18 protein-coding genes and 1 pseudogene are annotated in these 16,808 nt (G+C 40.0%); 11 read left to right on the top strand and 8 right to left on the bottom strand.

From position 1 onward, the window contains the following. The first annotated feature begins 3 nt into the window (after positions 1 to 3). The 5 genes from NST85_RS14970 to NST85_RS14990 all read left to right on the top strand — a co-directional run bounded on the left by NST85_RS14970 (position 4) and on the right by NST85_RS14990 (position 6,708). On the top strand, positions 4 to 936 hold the full coding sequence (locus NST85_RS14970) for a carbohydrate ABC transporter permease (protein WP_246054142.1): 933 nt from the start codon (positions 4 to 6) through the stop codon (positions 934 to 936). Positions 937 to 1,023: 87 nt separating this feature from the next. Beyond that, positions 1,024 to 2,517 carry an ABC transporter substrate-binding protein gene (locus tag NST85_RS14975; RefSeq protein ID WP_127192701.1) on the top strand — a complete coding sequence of 498 codons (1,494 nt, stop codon included), beginning with the start codon at positions 1,024 to 1,026 and terminating at the stop codon, positions 2,515 to 2,517. Positions 2,518 to 2,658: 141 nt separating this feature from the next. Then, positions 2,659 to 4,413 (top strand): sensor histidine kinase, encoded by a 1,755-nt coding sequence (locus NST85_RS14980; RefSeq protein WP_341189667.1) that lies wholly within the window; start codon positions 2,659 to 2,661, stop codon positions 4,411 to 4,413. Beyond that, the gene (locus NST85_RS14985; protein ID WP_341189668.1) at positions 4,398 to 5,153 is read left to right on the top strand and encodes a response regulator; all 756 of its coding nucleotides are present in this window, start codon (positions 4,398 to 4,400) and stop codon (positions 5,151 to 5,153) included. The genes NST85_RS14980 and NST85_RS14985 overlap by 16 nt, the downstream gene beginning before the upstream one ends. Before the next feature lie 37 nt (positions 5,154 to 5,190). Continuing rightward, positions 5,191 to 6,708: an ABC transporter substrate-binding protein gene (locus NST85_RS14990; RefSeq protein ID WP_341189669.1), complete on the top strand. Its 1,518-nt coding sequence runs from the start codon at positions 5,191 to 5,193 to the stop codon at positions 6,706 to 6,708. A gap of 35 nt (positions 6,709 to 6,743) precedes the next feature. Here NST85_RS14990 and NST85_RS14995 read toward each other — a convergent pair whose 3' ends face one another. From NST85_RS14995 to NST85_RS15010, 4 genes are all read right to left on the bottom strand, one after another. Then, positions 6,744 to 7,316, bottom strand: coding sequence for a sugar O-acetyltransferase (locus NST85_RS14995; RefSeq protein WP_341189670.1), 573 nt, complete (start codon positions 7,314 to 7,316; stop codon positions 6,744 to 6,746). 120 nt (positions 7,317 to 7,436) lie between these two features. After that, on the bottom strand, positions 7,437 to 7,700 hold the full coding sequence (locus NST85_RS29335) for a hypothetical protein (RefSeq protein ID WP_445671156.1): 264 nt from the start codon (positions 7,698 to 7,700) through the stop codon (positions 7,437 to 7,439). A gap of 162 nt (positions 7,701 to 7,862) precedes the next feature. Then, positions 7,863 to 8,606: an SDR family oxidoreductase gene (locus NST85_RS15005; RefSeq protein ID WP_341189671.1), complete on the bottom strand. Its 744-nt coding sequence runs from the start codon at positions 8,604 to 8,606 to the stop codon at positions 7,863 to 7,865. 101 nt (positions 8,607 to 8,707) lie between these two features. Further along, entirely contained in the window at positions 8,708 to 9,088 is a 381-nt protein-coding gene (locus NST85_RS15010; protein ID WP_341189672.1) for a MerR family transcriptional regulator, read from the bottom strand. A gap of 112 nt (positions 9,089 to 9,200) precedes the next feature. On the opposite strand from NST85_RS15010, the gene NST85_RS15015 reads away from it, so the two are divergent. Together NST85_RS15015 and NST85_RS15020 are read left to right on the top strand one after the other, a co-directional pair. Then, positions 9,201 to 9,335: a hypothetical protein gene (locus NST85_RS15015; RefSeq protein ID WP_341189673.1), complete on the top strand. Its 135-nt coding sequence runs from the start codon at positions 9,201 to 9,203 to the stop codon at positions 9,333 to 9,335. Between the two features lie 153 nt (positions 9,336 to 9,488). After that, on the top strand, positions 9,489 to 9,998 hold the full coding sequence (locus NST85_RS15020; protein WP_341189674.1) for a MepB family protein: 510 nt from the start codon (positions 9,489 to 9,491) through the stop codon (positions 9,996 to 9,998). A gap of 245 nt (positions 9,999 to 10,243) precedes the next feature. On the opposite strand, the pseudogene NST85_RS15025 reads toward NST85_RS15020, so the two are convergent. Beyond that, positions 10,244 to 10,423: pseudogene (locus tag NST85_RS15025) on the bottom strand (aldo/keto reductase); the annotation flags it as partial. 159 nt (positions 10,424 to 10,582) lie between these two features. Here NST85_RS15025 and NST85_RS15030 point away from each other — a divergent pair. From NST85_RS15030 to NST85_RS15045, 4 genes are all read left to right on the top strand, one after another. After that, positions 10,583 to 10,987 carry a MerR family transcriptional regulator gene (locus tag NST85_RS15030; protein ID WP_341189675.1) on the top strand — a complete coding sequence of 135 codons (405 nt, stop codon included), beginning with the start codon at positions 10,583 to 10,585 and terminating at the stop codon, positions 10,985 to 10,987. Positions 10,988 to 11,050: 63 nt separating this feature from the next. Then, positions 11,051 to 11,623, top strand: a complete 573-nt coding sequence (locus NST85_RS15035) for a Crp/Fnr family transcriptional regulator (protein ID WP_341189676.1) — start codon at positions 11,051 to 11,053, stop codon at positions 11,621 to 11,623. A gap of 70 nt (positions 11,624 to 11,693) precedes the next feature. Next, the gene (locus NST85_RS15040; RefSeq protein ID WP_341189677.1) at positions 11,694 to 12,284 is read left to right on the top strand and encodes an NAD(P)H-dependent oxidoreductase; all 591 of its coding nucleotides are present in this window, start codon (positions 11,694 to 11,696) and stop codon (positions 12,282 to 12,284) included. Positions 12,285 to 12,287: 3 nt separating this feature from the next. Continuing rightward, the gene (locus NST85_RS15045; RefSeq protein ID WP_341189678.1) at positions 12,288 to 12,785 is read left to right on the top strand and encodes a ferric reductase-like transmembrane domain-containing protein; all 498 of its coding nucleotides are present in this window, start codon (positions 12,288 to 12,290) and stop codon (positions 12,783 to 12,785) included. Between the two features lie 123 nt (positions 12,786 to 12,908). On the opposite strand, the gene NST85_RS15050 is transcribed toward NST85_RS15045, so the two are convergent. The 3 genes from NST85_RS15050 to treP all read right to left on the bottom strand — a co-directional run bounded on the left by NST85_RS15050 (position 12,909) and on the right by treP (position 16,789). Continuing rightward, on the bottom strand, positions 12,909 to 13,802 hold the full coding sequence (locus tag NST85_RS15050) for a hypothetical protein (RefSeq protein ID WP_341189679.1): 894 nt from the start codon (positions 13,800 to 13,802) through the stop codon (positions 12,909 to 12,911). Positions 13,803 to 13,975: 173 nt separating this feature from the next. Beyond that, a complete protein-coding gene (gene treR, locus NST85_RS15055; protein WP_341189680.1) occupies positions 13,976 to 14,707 on the bottom strand; it encodes a trehalose operon repressor in 732 nt (243 codons plus the stop codon). Between the two features lie 90 nt (positions 14,708 to 14,797). Continuing rightward, positions 14,798 to 16,789: a PTS system trehalose-specific EIIBC component gene (gene treP / locus NST85_RS15060; RefSeq protein ID WP_341189681.1), complete on the bottom strand. Its 1,992-nt coding sequence runs from the start codon at positions 16,787 to 16,789 to the stop codon at positions 14,798 to 14,800. Positions 16,790 to 16,808 lie beyond the last annotated feature (19 nt).

The following is a 16,808-nucleotide window of genomic DNA, read 5'->3' on the forward strand; positions in this document are numbered from 1 at the left end:
ACGATGAGAATTAAAACTACTACTTACGACTCTGGTCTTGACAAATTTAACCGTACTAGCAATGTCACGAACCTCTGTTTCAATTTGGTATTTATCATTTTGGCGCTGATCTGCGTCATCCCTGTAGTTGTTGTTCTCTCTATTTCACTTTCCAGTGAGGCCTCCATACGGGAGACAGGATATCATATATTGCCGACTGTCCTGTCAGGAGAGGCTTACGGCTATATTGTTAAACAAGGATCGATGATTCTACGAGCGTTCGGCGTATCCGCACTTGTTACAGTGGTGGGTACTATACTCGGTGTATTCCTTACCACCTCCATGGGATATGTAATTTCTCGCCCAACATACAAACTGAAGGGCTTTCTAACCTGGGTGGTATTCATCCCCATGGTATTCAATGGCGGGCTGGTATCCAGTTACTTCATTAATTCAAATCTATTAGGACTAAAGGACAGCGTCTGGGCACTTATTCTACCGCTGGCTGTCTCTTCATTCAACGTCATCATCTGTAAAACCTTCTTTAAAAGTACGATTCCCGATGGGCTGATAGAGTCTGCTGAAATTGATGGTGCGAGCCAGCTACGAATCTTTTTCTCCATCATACTACCTATCTCCTTACCGGTAATTGCTACAATTGGACTGTTTCTCTGCTTCGGTTACTGGAATGACTGGTTCCAATCGATGCTTTATATCGACAACCAGAACCTATATTCTCTGCAAGCACTACTTAATAGTTTGATGAGCAATGTTGATGCACTCGCAAAGAATGCCGCAAGTATGGGGGTTAGCTACGCATTACTCGTCGCAACAATGCCGAAGGAATCTGCCCGCATGGCTGTAGCCATTCTCATTGTTCTGCCTGTAGCTTTCGCCTACCCTTTCTTCCAGAAGTATTTTATTTCTGGACTAACGATCGGCGCTGTCAAAGGATAACTACGAAATAAGCCAAGCTTGCTTGGTTTATGATAGATCACCGTAGAGTTATTACGGTGGCATAACTTACTAAAAGGGGGAAATGGAATGAAAAGATCTTTCAAGTTCATCTCTACACTGTGCGTACTGACACTAATGTTGACCGCTTTAGCAGCTTGTGGTGGTTCAAAGAATGCATCTACTACAGATGGATCTACGACGACAAACAACACACCAAAGGAAACCACAACAGACAATAAGGAAATTCCGACTTTGGTCTGGTGGACCATCGGCGGTCAAGTACCGAATAACTTCAGCAAAGCAGTTGAAGCCATGAATGAATACACGGCCGAGAAAATTGGTGTGAAAATTGACATCAAGGTAGCCAGCTGGGGTGAATGGGACACCAAAATAAATACCATTGTGAATACTGGCGAACCATTCGACATTATGTTCACAAACAGTGGTAAATACAGTAAGCAAGTGGCTATGGGTGCTTTCGCCGATATCACTGATCTAGTTCAAAGTGAAACACCTGACTTATACAAAAGTATTCCTGAAAAGGTATGGGAAGGTACAAAAATTGGCGGCAAGTATTATTCCGTTCCTACCTATAAGGATTCAGCCTTAACACAGTACTGGGTATTCGATGATAAATATGTGCAAAAGTACAATATTGATATCAACAATATCAAAACACTGCAAGATCTTGATAAGCCTTTGCATGATATGAAGGCTGAAGGCAAGAACTTCTACCCATTGCCAATGACACAAGGTGAAGGCTTGAATGGTTTCTTTAACGAATATGACGATTTAACACTAGGCTTCGCTCCAATTGGAGTAAAAGCTGACGATGCATCACGTACGGTTGTCTCTGTTCTCGAGCAGCCTGATGTTATTAACAACCTCAAACTCTTGCATCAGTGGTATCAAGATGGCATCATCAATCCTGATGCTCCGACTAAAACGGAGAACGACAAAGGCAGAGCATTCTTTGCAGCTCAGGCATTTCCAGGTGCAGAAGTAAGCTGGCAAATCAATGATGCTGTTGATAAGTATGTTATGTTCCAACACTATGGACCTATTTATACAACGAGTACAATTCAAGGTTCCCTAAATGCGATTTCTGCTAATTCCAAATATAAAAATGAAGCTATTAAGTACCTTGAATTAGTCAACACAGATCCAAAATTGCGCAATATGCTAGCATTTGGTGAGTTAGGTGTAGATTACCAAAGTATTGATGGTGAAAAGGTAATCGAGCGTATTTCTGATACTTGGCCGCTAGCTGCCTACACACAAGGTACATTCTTTGATCTAGCGGTTACAAAAGGTGCTCCTGTAGATCAGTGGGAACAGGTTAAGAAACTGAATGATGCAGCGACATCTTCCTCTATTCTTGGTTTCGCATTGGATGTTGCCGATCTTCAGACAGAAGTGGCGAATTGCCAAGCAGTATGGGATAAATACAGATATGAACTCATTACAGGGGCATCCGATCCGGAGAAAATGGTTCCTAAAATTACAGCTGAATTAAAGTCCGCTGGTATGGATACGATTATGAAAGCTGCTCAAGAGCAAATTAATAATTACTTCAAGTAAGATTACATTCATGAGCATCCCCTATTGATTCACTCGATATGGGATGCTTTTTACTTACTATCTATGAAGCTATGTTTAATCATGTTAAAGTGGTATAGTAAACGCTTACTTTAAGGCGACCTACTGTAATTGAGGTGTCCTATGAGCTCTTTTTTGCAAATCAAAATTTATCGTCAAAAGTTTATTGCCTATATCATCTTCGTCGTGATCATTGGAATCACGCTTGGCATTCTGACCGTTGCAATGCTACTGAATCAATGGGTTGCTGATTCCCGTATAGAGGCTACTAATGCTTTCGCTGGTGTAGAGAATGAGCTACAGTATGATGCCGACCGAATTGAGGCATACATGCAGCGTATATACTCCAATCATAGTCTAGTGGATGATGCTCGTAGCTTTCTAAGCAGCAGTGCTGAAGGCTACTTAACCAATAGACTACAAAACAGCCAATTCTCACAGCCTTTGGTATCCTTCCCAGAGGATATTAAAACCTACTTGTACAGCTGGGCGCAAGGTGAAATTACACAGATTAGTCTACATACCAACCAGTATGGAAATGTCGTACGATTTAACGATAACGGAATTGAAAGTTTCATGTTCGGTATTCCCAATACGGATGAAGTTTTTCACGATACAATTCTAAAGGGATTCGTATATCGCAAGAAACTATCGGATGTAGCGCAGGGCTCTCAGGAATTCGGTGAGCTACGTTTTCTGGTCAGTAGTGATCAAATCTTCAAGTCTATTCAAAATTATCGATTGGGTAAGTCTGCTGCAGTCAGTGCTTCTGGTGACGTCTATTTAATCGGGGATGATTCGGACCTAGACTTGATGGAATTGTCCCGCCAAGCTGCGGCAAGTGGACGCAGTCATGGTTTTATTTCGAGAGGTCTTTTTAAGCAAAAATATTTTGTTACCTTCCCCTCCACCAAGTTCAATTTCAAATTCGTTAGCATTATTGATTTATCTATGTTGATTAATCAGCATGCTAGGATGCTTCAAACCATCTTTCTGATCGGATTAGCGACTATGTTAAGCGTACTTCTACTTATTGCGTACAATTTGCGTGATGATGCCCTCTTCCTTCATCGTATTATTCAATCGATTGGTCGCGTGAAGACAGCCAATTTTACACTTAATCGCCCTGCTCGTTATCGTCGAAATGAATACGGGATGATCGCAAGAGAATTAGACGATATGATTCAACAATTAGATAAGCATATACGTAACGAATATTTACTAAAGCTGAAACAGCAAGAAACCGAAATGAAAGCTCTTCAGAACCAAATTAACCCCCATTTTCTTTACAATACATTAGAGGTTATCCGCTCCACTGCCCTTGTTAACCGGGATAGGGACACAGCTGACGCAATTGCTACTTTAGGATCGCTCTATCGTGAAATGGTCAAAAAGGAGAATATTATTTCTATTGCAAGTGAGCTGGAATTGCTGCAGAAGTACTTAGAGATTATGGAGTTTAAGTATCCAGAGCGTTTTTATTATCAAGTTAATGTAGAGCCTGCATTACTTAAGGTCCCTACCGTGAAATTTTGGATGCAGCCTCTGGCAGAGAATTTTTTCCTCCATGGGTTTAGCGCTAATAATGAATTTAACCTCTATATAGTTAATGGCTGGGAAGCTGAAGACCATTATGTATTAGAATTTGTGGATAATGGGCGTGGTATTCATGCAGAGCGTTTAAAAGCAGTTCGGAGTACACTGTCTAATAATGATGATACTTCATCCAATAGTATCGGGTTACGGAACGTCAATACACGACTTCAATTCTTCTACGGGAACAGCTTCTCTATGAAGATTGAGAATAATAATGAAGCTGGAGTCAAGATTTCTGTATGGATTTCAAAAGAGGTGACCTTAGAATGTACAAACTGCTAATATTGGATGACGAACCTCAGATTTTGGAGGGTATGAAGCGCATCCTAGACTGGGAACAATACGGCTTCAGTGTGATCGAAACCTGTGAATCTACAGAGAAGGCCATCTCCAAGGTTGTGGAGTTGCTGCCAGATGTCGCAATTTTTGATGTCTGCGTTGGCAAGAATCTTGGATATGATGCGATACGCATACTCAATGAGCTCCATATCCCTACAAAATATGTTATTATGAGCGGCTATAGTGAATTTAAATATGCCCAGGAAGCTCTTCGCTGTGGTGTCAAAGATTATCTACTTAAACCTATAGAACGTACAAAGCTACAGGAAGTTATTGAGAAGATTATTGTTGAAGATCTGGGTGGTACGATAGGTAACATTAGTAGCGAGCGTTTGAAGAAGGATCCGGTACTGGATGTTAGTTATGACAACTTATCCAAGCTAGTCAACCGCATTCTGCTGATGATCAAAACGGAATATGCTCAGAATATTACGTTGAAATCAGTAGCAGAGCGTTTCCAGATGAACAGTACCTACCTAGGACAATTATTTCTTAAAGAAACGAAAATGAAATTTTCGGAATACCTAATGGCTTACCGAATGCTTCTTGCCCAAGAACGAATTCAATCGACAGGTGAGAAGATTTCTTATATCGCTTATTCCATTGGTTACAACAATCTCAATTATTTCTATACTCACTTTCATAGCTTCTTCGGCAAATCCCCCTCTGACCTGCGGGGATAAGGTTAACAACGAACTCGGCAGAAAGGAGAATATATCGATGTTAACGCGCCTTAGACACAGATATAGCTTCATGACAATCAGTCTTATACTGTTACTCACAGCAAGTATGACCGGTTGTTCCCTAGATTCTAGTAAGAACAATGATGTCACATATGTTGGTGACACTGTAAATCTGATTTATTACACAATTGGAGAGCCCGATAAAGATCTGCAGCTCGTAAATGATAAAATCAATGAAATCATGGCTCGTAAGATTGGTGTTACGATTACCTATATCAAGGTTGGTTGGCAAGAGTATGAAGATCGGCTGAACACGCTTATATCCGCAGGCAGTTCTTTCGACATTGCTTTTGCAACCAATTATCCTAGCACCGCTATGCGTGGTTCATGGCTGAAACTTGATGATTACCTTACAGGTCTGGGTAAAGACTTATACGACAGCGTAGACCCAACCTTTTGGCAAGGGGTACGTATGAACGATGGAGGCATTTACGGTGTACCTACCAATAAAGAGTTGGCCGTGCGTGATCATTGGATGTACCCTGCATCAATAGTGGAAAAGTATAATATCGACATTACCCAATACAATACCCTGGAATCGCTCGAACCGTTGCTCCAGATGATTAGGCAGGAAGAGCCTTCATACTTGCCCATGGAATTGGATCGAGATTCGCATAATTTCTTCGCTCTTTATGGCTACGAATATATTGTGAACAATAAAGTTCCCTTGATGGTGAAATCACTTGACCCGAATGCTCAGGTCGTAAATATCTTCGAGACAAAGGAAGCTCGGCAAGTATTAGACACTTTACGTCATTATTATAAGGAGGGTTTTATCAACTTAGATGCAGCACTGCGGGAGCCGGGAGGACTTAAGCGTGGGGATAAAGTATTCTGGAAGTCCTCTGGTGGTGGCCCACTCCCGGAAACTTCTTGGAGTAAGGATCGCGGCTACAAGATTGTATCGTATCCCGTAACCCCCACTGTCGTCACTACGGAATCCGTCCGCGGAGGAATTATGGCAGTAAATGCTAACACGAAACATCCCGTTGAATCTATCAAGTTTCTCAATCTACTTAATACCGACCCTGAAATAAGAAACTTATTTAATTACGGTATTGAAGGAGTGCACTACAACCTAGATGAACAAGGGCAAATAGCCTTAATTCCTAGCAAAGATAGCAACGGTGACTTGATCCCGAACGCACCAGCGAACTATACCGGGGTACAATACACACAAGGGAACTGGTTTATCCTAAAAACCATGGGCGGTGATAATCCGGAACCCCTCGATAAATGGGATCAATTCCGTAAATACAACTCTGAAGTTATCAAGTCCACCGTGCTCGGCTTCACTCCTGATCTATCCAAGATGACCGCCCAAATCGATAACATCCAAATGATTTGGAAGAAATACTATCCAAGTCTCATGACTGGCTCAGTCGATGTCGATACGATCCTCCCCCGTTTTAACGAGGAGCTAAAGCAAGCAGGCATCGACGAGGTACTCAAAGAAGTGCAAACGCAGTTGAATGCGTGGCGGGATCATAAATAAATTGCGCCTTCTTCTTTGTTAGAGCATTACAATTTTCACGTTAAATCAATCGTTTTTATAATTTTTGCTGGAACGCCTGCAACAACAGTATTGGGCGGAACATCTTTCGTGACTACAGCGCCGGCGGACACGATCGAATTTTCTCCAATCGTAACACCAGGCATTACCATCGCACCTACACCTATCCATGCATTTTTCTTGATTACGATAGGTGTAGATATAGTAGATCGTCTTTTAGCTGGATCCAGAGGATGGTTAATTGTAATCAAATTCACTTTCGGTCCAATTAGTACATCATCTTCTATCGTTATACCGCCTCTATCCATAAAAGTACAAGCGTGATTGATAAACACATTTCTACCTACTCTGATATTTTTGCCAAAATCTGTGTAGAAAGGCGGAAGAAGATCGAACGTGCCATCGACTTCTATTCCCGTCAACCTGGAAAATAATTTTCTGATCTCTTCCGCATCATGATATGAGTTGTTCAATTCTGCGGTAATTTTTTGTGCTTCGTTAATTACATCTCGAATTTTATGATAACCTGGATCTTCCAGCGAAATTTGTTCACCTGATTTATCACGTTCAAATATATCTTCTGACTTCATTTTGTTTGATCTCCCCTTCTTTTCAAAATGGATTAAAAAAACTTTCTAATAGCTCATATATAGAAAGAGACTGACTGAAATTTTTAGGATCAAAAAGTTTCCATCAGTCTCTTTAATTTGTTATGAATTCACTTTTTCATCTACATGTTGTTGCTCATCTAGGTACAGGACGAAATCGTATTTATTCCCCGTTAGCTGATCATGATAGAATACAATTTTACGATTTAATATATCCAAGTTTTGTTGCAATGCTTTAATTTCTTGTTCTACGAAATGCTTGCGCTGTTCAAGTAGATCCAGCCTTTCAGGAATCGTATCGTCTCCCATTGCACGCCACTGGGTATACTGTTTTAGCTCTGCCATCGTCATACCGGAATTTTTCAAATGAAGTAGGAATTGAACCCAACCAATATCATGATCCGTAAATTCTTTTCATTTCGATGAGGAGTTAGTAATCCTTCCATTTCATAGTATCTGAGCGTGCTCTTATTACTCCGACGATTTCTGCAAATTCTCCAATTGAATAAGTCATGCTCCTCACCCAGACTAGATCATTTGCTTTGTTGGACGAATCATGATTTCGCTAACCGCCACAGTCTCAGGAGTGCTAATTGCATAGGCTATAGCATCTGCGATATCGCTCGATTTTAATCCGAAACCTTCTGTGCTTTGATTATTCTTCAACCACTCTTGAGTTTCAAGATCTTTCGAAGTTAGATATAATTCGGTATCCACTGCCCCTGGAGAGATAATCGTACTGCGAAGATTGTTCTCACGTTCTTCTTGGCGTAACCCTTCCATGATGGCACGAACAGCAAATTTAGTTCCACAATATACAGCAGAACCCGGATATACAACATGTCCAGCTATAGAGTCCGTCGAAATGATATGACCCGATTGTTGTTTTTTCATGACAGGCAGAACAGCAGCTATGCCATTCAATACACCCATGATGTTGATGTCTAACATTTGACGCCATTCATCAAAACGTGATTCCGACAGTGGCGCAGTTGGCATGACTCCAGCATTGTTGAAAAGAACATCTACTCGGCCATATTTTTCAATTGCTAAATCGATTACGGATTGGACCTCTTCCTTGTTAGAAACATCCGCAACTAGATATGAAATTTCAGCATTTGGTAATGATTGGGCAAGTGCTTGTAAGCGATCTTCACGACGAGCGGCAATGACTACTCTTGCTCCTTCTTCTGCAAGTTTCTTAGTGGTTGCTTCACCAATTCCACTTGACGCCCCCATGATAACAACAACTTTTCCTTCAATATTTGCCATGATGAATTCCTCCTTGATTATGAATACAGTTACACTTTACAACTTGAAGTTAACATTAAGTCAACCTTTAAAAACTAAATAACCTCTTATCGATCGAAGATCTACTTTGGCTGGAGTTCAGCCTCTCGTTCTAGCAATTTCCCGTCGTAGTCTTCAATTTTTCCAGCTAACCTTTGAATTGTTTTGTCAATTTGTATTCGTTTCTGTATTTGTTTCTCTCTTTCGTCAACTAGGATTTTTTTGCGAGCCTCTATGGTGTGATTTCCTTCAATAAATAGTGTTGTATATTCAATTAATGCCTCTATCGTCAAACCCGCGTCTCGCATACATTTGATAAAATCAATCCAGTTGATATCATCCTGATCATAATCGCGCACACCACTTTCTTTACGGTTAACCGGTGGAATCAAGCCTACGCGTTCGTAATATCTCAGTGTCGAAGCTGCTAAACCAAACTGATTTGCCACTTGTGTAATATTCAATATCTTCACCTCTCTTATCTCTTGCCACTCTATCACTTAAAGTTAACTTTAAGTCAATGTTAGACAATTCCATATTGCTGGATTTGATTTATTCATTATAACTTTCGTTAAAGTGTACTTTCAGGTCTATACTTCGGCTTATTGGCATGGTGCAACAAAAGACAGTTGGTTTGTACATCTAGCCATTACACCGGGGGAATCAGAATGGTTAGAACCTGTTGATGGCGAGCTATATAATGAATTATAAAAATGAACGCATCGAGTCTAAGGATTCGATGCGTTTTTTTATATGATTATCTTAACTGTTGTTTTTTGAACCAGGACGATAACGCACGCAGCCCTTTCTTCTCAGCGAAATATTAATATATAATGTTGTAATGACCTAAAAAGGGGGACCACCATGGATGAAAAAAAAGTCCACGTCGATTTAATTGCGATAAAAAAATATATTTACCTCCCCTGCGGATTTGTATGTTCTAATCTAAAGCCAGAAGAGCAAAACGCGGAGTACGGTGCCTATATATTTAAACTGAATGATCTCTCGATTCGTTTTCGAACTGCCAAAATTACACCAACGAAAATAGGTCAATTCGTTACTCTTTGGGAAAGAGTGGGCAAAAAACCTATCCAGCCTTATGATGTTTCTGATCCGATCGATTACTTTGTTATTTGCGTAAGGCAAAATGATCACTTTGGACATTTTGTTTTTCCAAAAAACATTTTATTTGAAAAAGATATCTTATCAAAAGATGGAAAAGGTGGAAAAAGGGCGATACGCGTCTATCCACCTTGGGACAGACCGCTGAGTCTTCAAGCTCAAAAAACACAAAAATGGCAATTGGAATATTTTTTAGAAATCAGGGCGAACATTCCAGTGGATCTAAACCGAGCCCGACTGTTATATCGTTAAAAAGCTTTTCAGCCAGGCTCGTCTACCATATAAAAAGACAAGCCTATTTGGCTTGCCACTTAAATCATTAATATATAAATCTTGCTGATATCTATTGTTAGATAATGATTAAATATCAAATTTAGTATTACCAAGCCATTTCACCATTTCGGGATCGTGATGTGAGAAGAATAAACCTTTTTTCGTATCTAATGCAGCAATCGACTCCATATCGTTGGCTGACACAAAGGGGAGTTGTTGTGATTCCTAAGTGCTCTACCGACTGCTTCTTCATTTTGATAAGCCGAAGCCGTATCAATCAGACGATAGCCTGCCATGATAGCATCATAAACGCTCTGTTCACATTCATTTGCGTCTTCAATCTGGTAGACACCAAAACCAAGTATAGGCATCTCAAGACCATTGTTTAAAGTTACCTTTTGCATATGAATCCTCCTATTGTGTAGTAAGTGTCGACCTACTAAGGTTCATCCTATTTACATCTTCTGTTGTTAGGATTACAATTATTAGCCTATCAGATTCGAGTAACACGAAGTCAAGAGCAAACGAAAGATTTTGAAATACAATTAATGAGGAGGATCACCATGTATACTGTGAAAGAAGTGGCAAAGTTGCTTGATCTGTCCGAACATACCATTCGTTACTATACTGATAAGGGGTTAGTTCCCACCTTACAGCGTGATAATAATAATAATCGGCTTTTTGATGAAGAATCAGTCAATTGGCTTACAGGTGTAAAATATTTAAAACAATGCGGGATGTCAGTAAAAGCAATTAAGAACTATGTAGACTTGTGTTTGTCCGGTGATTCTACCGTTCAGGAACGCTATCAGATCATTTTGGAACATAAAGCTACTGCACTGGCCCAATTGGAGGAAGCAAAACTTAAAGCCAAATATATGGAAGACAAAGCAAATCACTACCTAGATATTCTTAATCATAAGATCCCGGATGACATGAATCCATCGAAATGGAATACAACGAGTTAGATTAGCCAATAAGGAATTATAAATAATCGAAAAAATGGAGCAGAAAGGGAGCTGATCAGCATAATGAAGTCATATTTTAATCATATACCTTATATAAGAGATAATTGGGGAGAGTTACAAAGCATGTTTACTGAGATTCATGTTCCCCCAAAGACAACTCTTTTAAGAGAAGGAGAAATAGCGAGTCGTATATACTTTATAAATCAAGGTTGCTTGAGATTATGGTTTAATGATGACGGAAGAGATATTACCTTTCAATTTTTCTTTGAACAACAAGAGGTATCTTCCTTTGAAAGCTTTTACAATAATGAAACGAGTTTATTTAACATAGAAACGGTTGAATTCTCACATCTTATAACAATTGAGAAAGAAAATTATCTAAAAATGTTCAAAATGATTCCTCAACTAAAGGAATACGCATCAGAAATATTGGCTGAAAGATTTGTGAATTATACGAAACTATTTCTTTCTCGAATAAAAGATTCTCCTCAAAAAAGGTATATGGAGTTATGCTCACAAAATCCACAACTTTTAGAACGCGTTCCTCACCATTATATTGCGTCGTATTTAGGCATAACATCTGTTTCTTTAAGTAGGATTCGCAATAGGATTTCATCTGATATTAACAATGGTTAATGCGTCTATCTGACATAGCGAGTTAAAATCTCATAGTAAATAATAAATCATTAATTGGAGGATATTTATTATGAGAGTTGCCATTGTTTTTAATCATCCTTATGTAGGAAGTTATTGTCATGCTATCTTAGACTCAGTTAAAAAGGGTCTTAATAAAGCAGGTCATGAAATTGACGTCATACATTTAGATCATGATCAATTTAACCCAGTCATGACAGCAGAAGATTTATTAGCATTTAGAAATAAAAAATCCATCGATCCACAAGCTCTGGAATATATACAGCGCATAAAAGCAGCAGATCATCTTGTTTTTATCTTTCCTATTTGGTGGGAATTGATGCCTGCTTTAATGAAAGGGTTTATTGATAAAGTCATCTTTCCTGGAGAAACCTACGACTATACAAAGTCAGGTTATGGAATGGTTACATTGATGAATAATCTTAAATCTGCTACTGTGATCACCACGATGAATACACCCGCAATTATGTATAAGTTAACGTATGGTAATGCCATTAAAAAGTCACTCATAAAAGGAACTCTAAAGAAATCAGGTATTAAAAATGTGAAATGGTTGAGCTTGAATATGGTAAAAGCCAGTTCTAGTGAAAAAAGAGGAAAGTGGCTTGAAAAAATAGAAAAAAGATTTACAGGTTTAAAGTAGATCATGATTATTAGTGAAATACTCGCTTGGGTTGCAGTGATATTTACCATTCTGTTAGCACTGAAATACATTGCACGCATTTGCAAAAATCGTCGGTTAAACCGCCTTTTTAGTAAATCCCACAAGCACTTGGGGATAGGGATGATTACCACTGGCCTTCTGCATGGTGTTTTGGCTGGCAACGAGGAAACTACTAACCTTTTTGATATGGAATTGATGCCTAAACTCTTTACTCTTAATTTGGGTACTACCTGCCTCTTTATCGCCTTGCTTCTTGCGCTCACCTATATGTTTCGTAAAAAGTTAAAGAAGCGCTGGATGTTTATACACCGGGTGTTGACAGTACTCCTTCTGGTCCTTTTAGTACTCCATGTGCATGAGGAGATTGATGGTCAACGTCAAAATAGGAAGGTCAGCTTAACTGAAATGGCAGAACAATCATTGTGCCGATTCTGGGATGTTTCCTTGATTGATAGCACTGATGAACTGATTTATTTATAGAAAATCAGTTCATAAAATATAAGAAATCCATCATTTTGAACAATCTTTATTCAAAACGATGGCTTTTTATATGCAGTAATATCAAGGATTTAGAGTGATTTTTTTATTCAAAAGCTCCCCTCTCTATCTACTCAATCTTTGCTGAAGTATAACTGTCAGATCTGAGACTGTATCCCAAACAATAGGACGGATATCTTGTAGTTGCACAACAAGTTTATCGGCTTCGCTGCTATTCACGGTCCATATCACGGGTATGTTCAATCCGAGCGCATATCCAGCCGCAAAATATACCCCTGGAGATTGGCCGGTAAGATCCGCAATAATCAGCTTATTGTCCGCGATATGCTCCAAGGAATAATCTTCATGACTTTGAGTTTTTGATTGTGTAAGTACACGTGGAAGATAACCACATTGCTCTATTCTTGGGAACAACTCTTCCAGCCAATCCTTGTGTAAATCTTCATCATCTGATATGAGTACCATACATGGTTTTAATTTTGTGCCTCCGGCGCTTGCAGCCGCTACACTCCATCCCGTATCTGTAAGCTTATAAGTTACGCCTTCTCTGACCAGTAGCTTCTCATTACTCAGCTTATCAATGATATATACTAGTTCTTGTAGACTTGGAGAGTACGTCAAGTTATAGTTCCTGGAGAGTGGTTGTATGACAACAGGTTCCCCTGGACCTTCGGAATGTCTGTACAGATACTGCAGTAGACGGTTTCCTTTATCTTCAATGGTCACTGGTATTTCCGGAGAATTCACAATGGATTCCAAATCATTAGCCGTTATAGTAACTTTTTCATCACAATCTGTCAGCTCTCGTATATATGCCGATACTACATGAAGCATTGTACGTTTCTGTTGATGCGGCAGTAAATGAATAGATTTGTAACTGTCTCTTAGTAGGGTGTAGAACCTGCCGGGCGAACAGGAACAACCTAAATATTTATCGTAATCGCCTTCCGGTTCTATCGAAACAATCTCATCGCAGAATAAACAGTGTTTCTTAATCATGACAAGTCTTCACCTCTTTTAAATTGATATCTCTCTACCTTACCAATTTTTCTCTCAAAAGTAGACATGAAGATATTTCCTGTTGCGCTCGAAAGGGCGTATGTTCAAAGACAAAAAGTCCTTGGCAAACGTGCCAAGGACTACTTTGCTTTTATTATATTTCGAAAAGTGTGTTAGGGAAGATCTTCCCCATGAACTCGTCGTGCAAAATCGACAAATTGGAACTTATCCAGCCTATGTCTTGATTCTGTAAACTGAAATAGCGTAGTGTTTTCTAAAAATACATAGTTTTTGACCACAACAATGTGGTTGAAATCGTGTAAATCCAGCAGTCTTCGATCTTCAGCTGTAACTTCCTCTACAGAAATTTCTTTCTTCGCATAACTGATTTTTAATTGAAGTACTCCCTCTAAATACTCATAGATCGAGTGACTGGCAATTTCCTCGCTTAACTGTTCAACAATGGATGATAGAAAGTAATCCTTGTCTAAGATGATCCGTTCGCCTTCAATCTCTCTCGCCCGGGTTACTCTCCATACAGGCTCATTTGCCGGGATGTGAAGTTGTCTTGCGACTTCAGCATTTGCTGGTACCCGTTTGACCTCATCCACATGGGTTTTCGTATTCCAGCCAAACTTCTTGGACATTTGCTTGAATGAGATGAGTCCGGTAATCGGGAAATCCATTCGTCCAATGTCGAGCACATAAGAGCCCTTCCCTCTAACTTTATGAATGTATCCATACTGCACCAGCAAATTTAGCGCCTTGCGTACGGTCTCTCTAGAAGTGCCGTATTCGACTGTAATATCATTTTCTGAGGGCAGCTTGGTCCCGGGAACCAATTGTCCTTTTTGAATCTTGTCAGAGTAATCATTATAAATCTGTAAATAAATATTTTTATTCAATGTAATCACCCTACTCATTTTAACATGTATTTAGCATAAATCCAGCACACCCGTTGCTAAATACGCGCTAGATGTAAGGAACAATACCAACTAATCTTTTAGGTAAACTTTCAATATAACATCCTTATCGCTTTGTAGCTGAGCTGGATCCATCATTTCGATTCGCTCTATTTGATCCTGTCCATCCGGCAGAATAATAGGCGTAATTAAAGGGTAACCGGCATTCGTAATCACGTCACGGTCAAATTCCAAGAGAAGTTGACCAGCTTTGACTTGATCTCCAGTCTGAACGTAGGACGTGTATCCTTCCCCTTTCAGCGCAACGGTATTAATTCCAACGTGTATCAGAATTTGGATTCCGGTCTCATGCTCTAGGATGACAGCATGTTTACTTTTAATTACATGAGCCACGACACCATTAAACGGTGCAACAACCTTTCCCACCTTAGGTTCGATTGCAATGCCTTGTCCCATCGCCCCACTGGCAAATGCCGGATCAGGCACTTTCTCGAGTGTCACTCCATTTCCTGATAAAGGAGCTTTAATATACAAAACGGATTTTTCGTTATCTTCTTTTGTAGGAATAACTTGTTTATTGGTCTGGTCCGGTTCAGGTTGACGAGTTGAATTATTCTTTGTCTCGTTATCCAATATCTGTCCATTGTCTACTGACTTATTGCCTTTCCACTTGCCGTAAATTACCGTAGCAATGAAGGGTACCACCAGTACGATGACCATCCCCAGGAAAAATACACCCCACTGATTCGGGAAAATAGAAAGGAATCCTGGAATTCCGCCCACACCAATCGAGGTGGCACGAACATGGTTTATGGTCAGCAGTACACCGGCTATAGCCGAACCGATCATACCAAAGACAAACGGAAACTTATGTCTTACATTTACACCAAAGATAGCTGGTTCTGTAACGCCTAGAAAAGCAGAGACCGAAGAAGTAACAGCTAGACCTTTGCTTTTCTGCTCCTTGAATACGAACATCATAGCCAGCGCTGCTGCACCTTGCGCGATATTGGATAGAGCTAGCATCGGCCAAAGGAATGTACCTCCTTGGGAACCGATCAATTGAACGTCTACAGCCAGGAATGTATGGTGCATGCCTGTAATAACGAGAAGGGAGTACAATCCTCCATAAATTAAACCGCCAAGTGCTGGTACAGCGTCAAATATATACACCAACCCTGTTGTGATGGCGTTTCCAGCAGCAAACGTAACAGGTCCGATCACAGTAAATGCAAGAAAACCAGTTATTAGTAGTGTGATAGGTGCTACAATTAACAGTTTGATTGAGTCTCGTACCCTTTTATTCAGGAAGGTTTCAATTTTAGCCAGAACATAAGCCGATACCAGGACGGGAAGAACTTGGCCTTGATATCCGATTTTATTTATTTCGAAGCCAAACAGATTCCACACTGGTACCGATCCATTAGTCTTCGCTTCAGCATAGCTGTATGCGCTTAACAAATCAGGATGAACAAGAATAAGGCCTAGCACGATTCCCAGCAAAGGACTGCCACCGAAACGGACGACAGCTGACCATCCGATAAGGGCAGGTAAAAATGTAAAAGCAGTACTTGCGATAGTATTGATTATTGAGGCAATATCCGCCCACTGGGGATAGACCTGTATCAATGATTTTCCTGCGAAAAAAATACCGGGACCGGTCAATATATTGTTAATTCCCAGTAGTAAACCGGCAGTAACGATGGCAGGCAAAATTGGAATAAATATATCGGAAAGCGTTTTGATAGCACGCTGGATCGGGTTTTGTTTGTTACTTGCGAGATTCTTTACATCGTCCTTAGATACTCGTTCCGCTCCCGTAATTTGAATCAATTCTTCGTAAACCTTATCAACAAGACCTGGCCCGATAATGACTTGGTATTGACCTTGCGAAGAGAAATGTCCCTTGACCAAATCATTGTTTTCTAGCGCCGCTTCATCGACCTTACTTTCGTCTTGTAGCGCAAAACGCAGGCGAGTGACACAATGCGTAGCCGCTTCAATGTTCTTTTTCCCGCCGATGGCTTCAATGATTTTCTCTACATTTTTCTTATTAACTTCCATTTATCTCACTCCTCTGCAT

The sequence above is a fragment of the Paenibacillus sp. FSL K6-2524 genome (assembly GCF_038005525.1).
GTDB classification, from domain to species: domain Bacteria; phylum Bacillota; class Bacilli; order Paenibacillales; family Paenibacillaceae; genus Fontibacillus; species Fontibacillus anaericanus.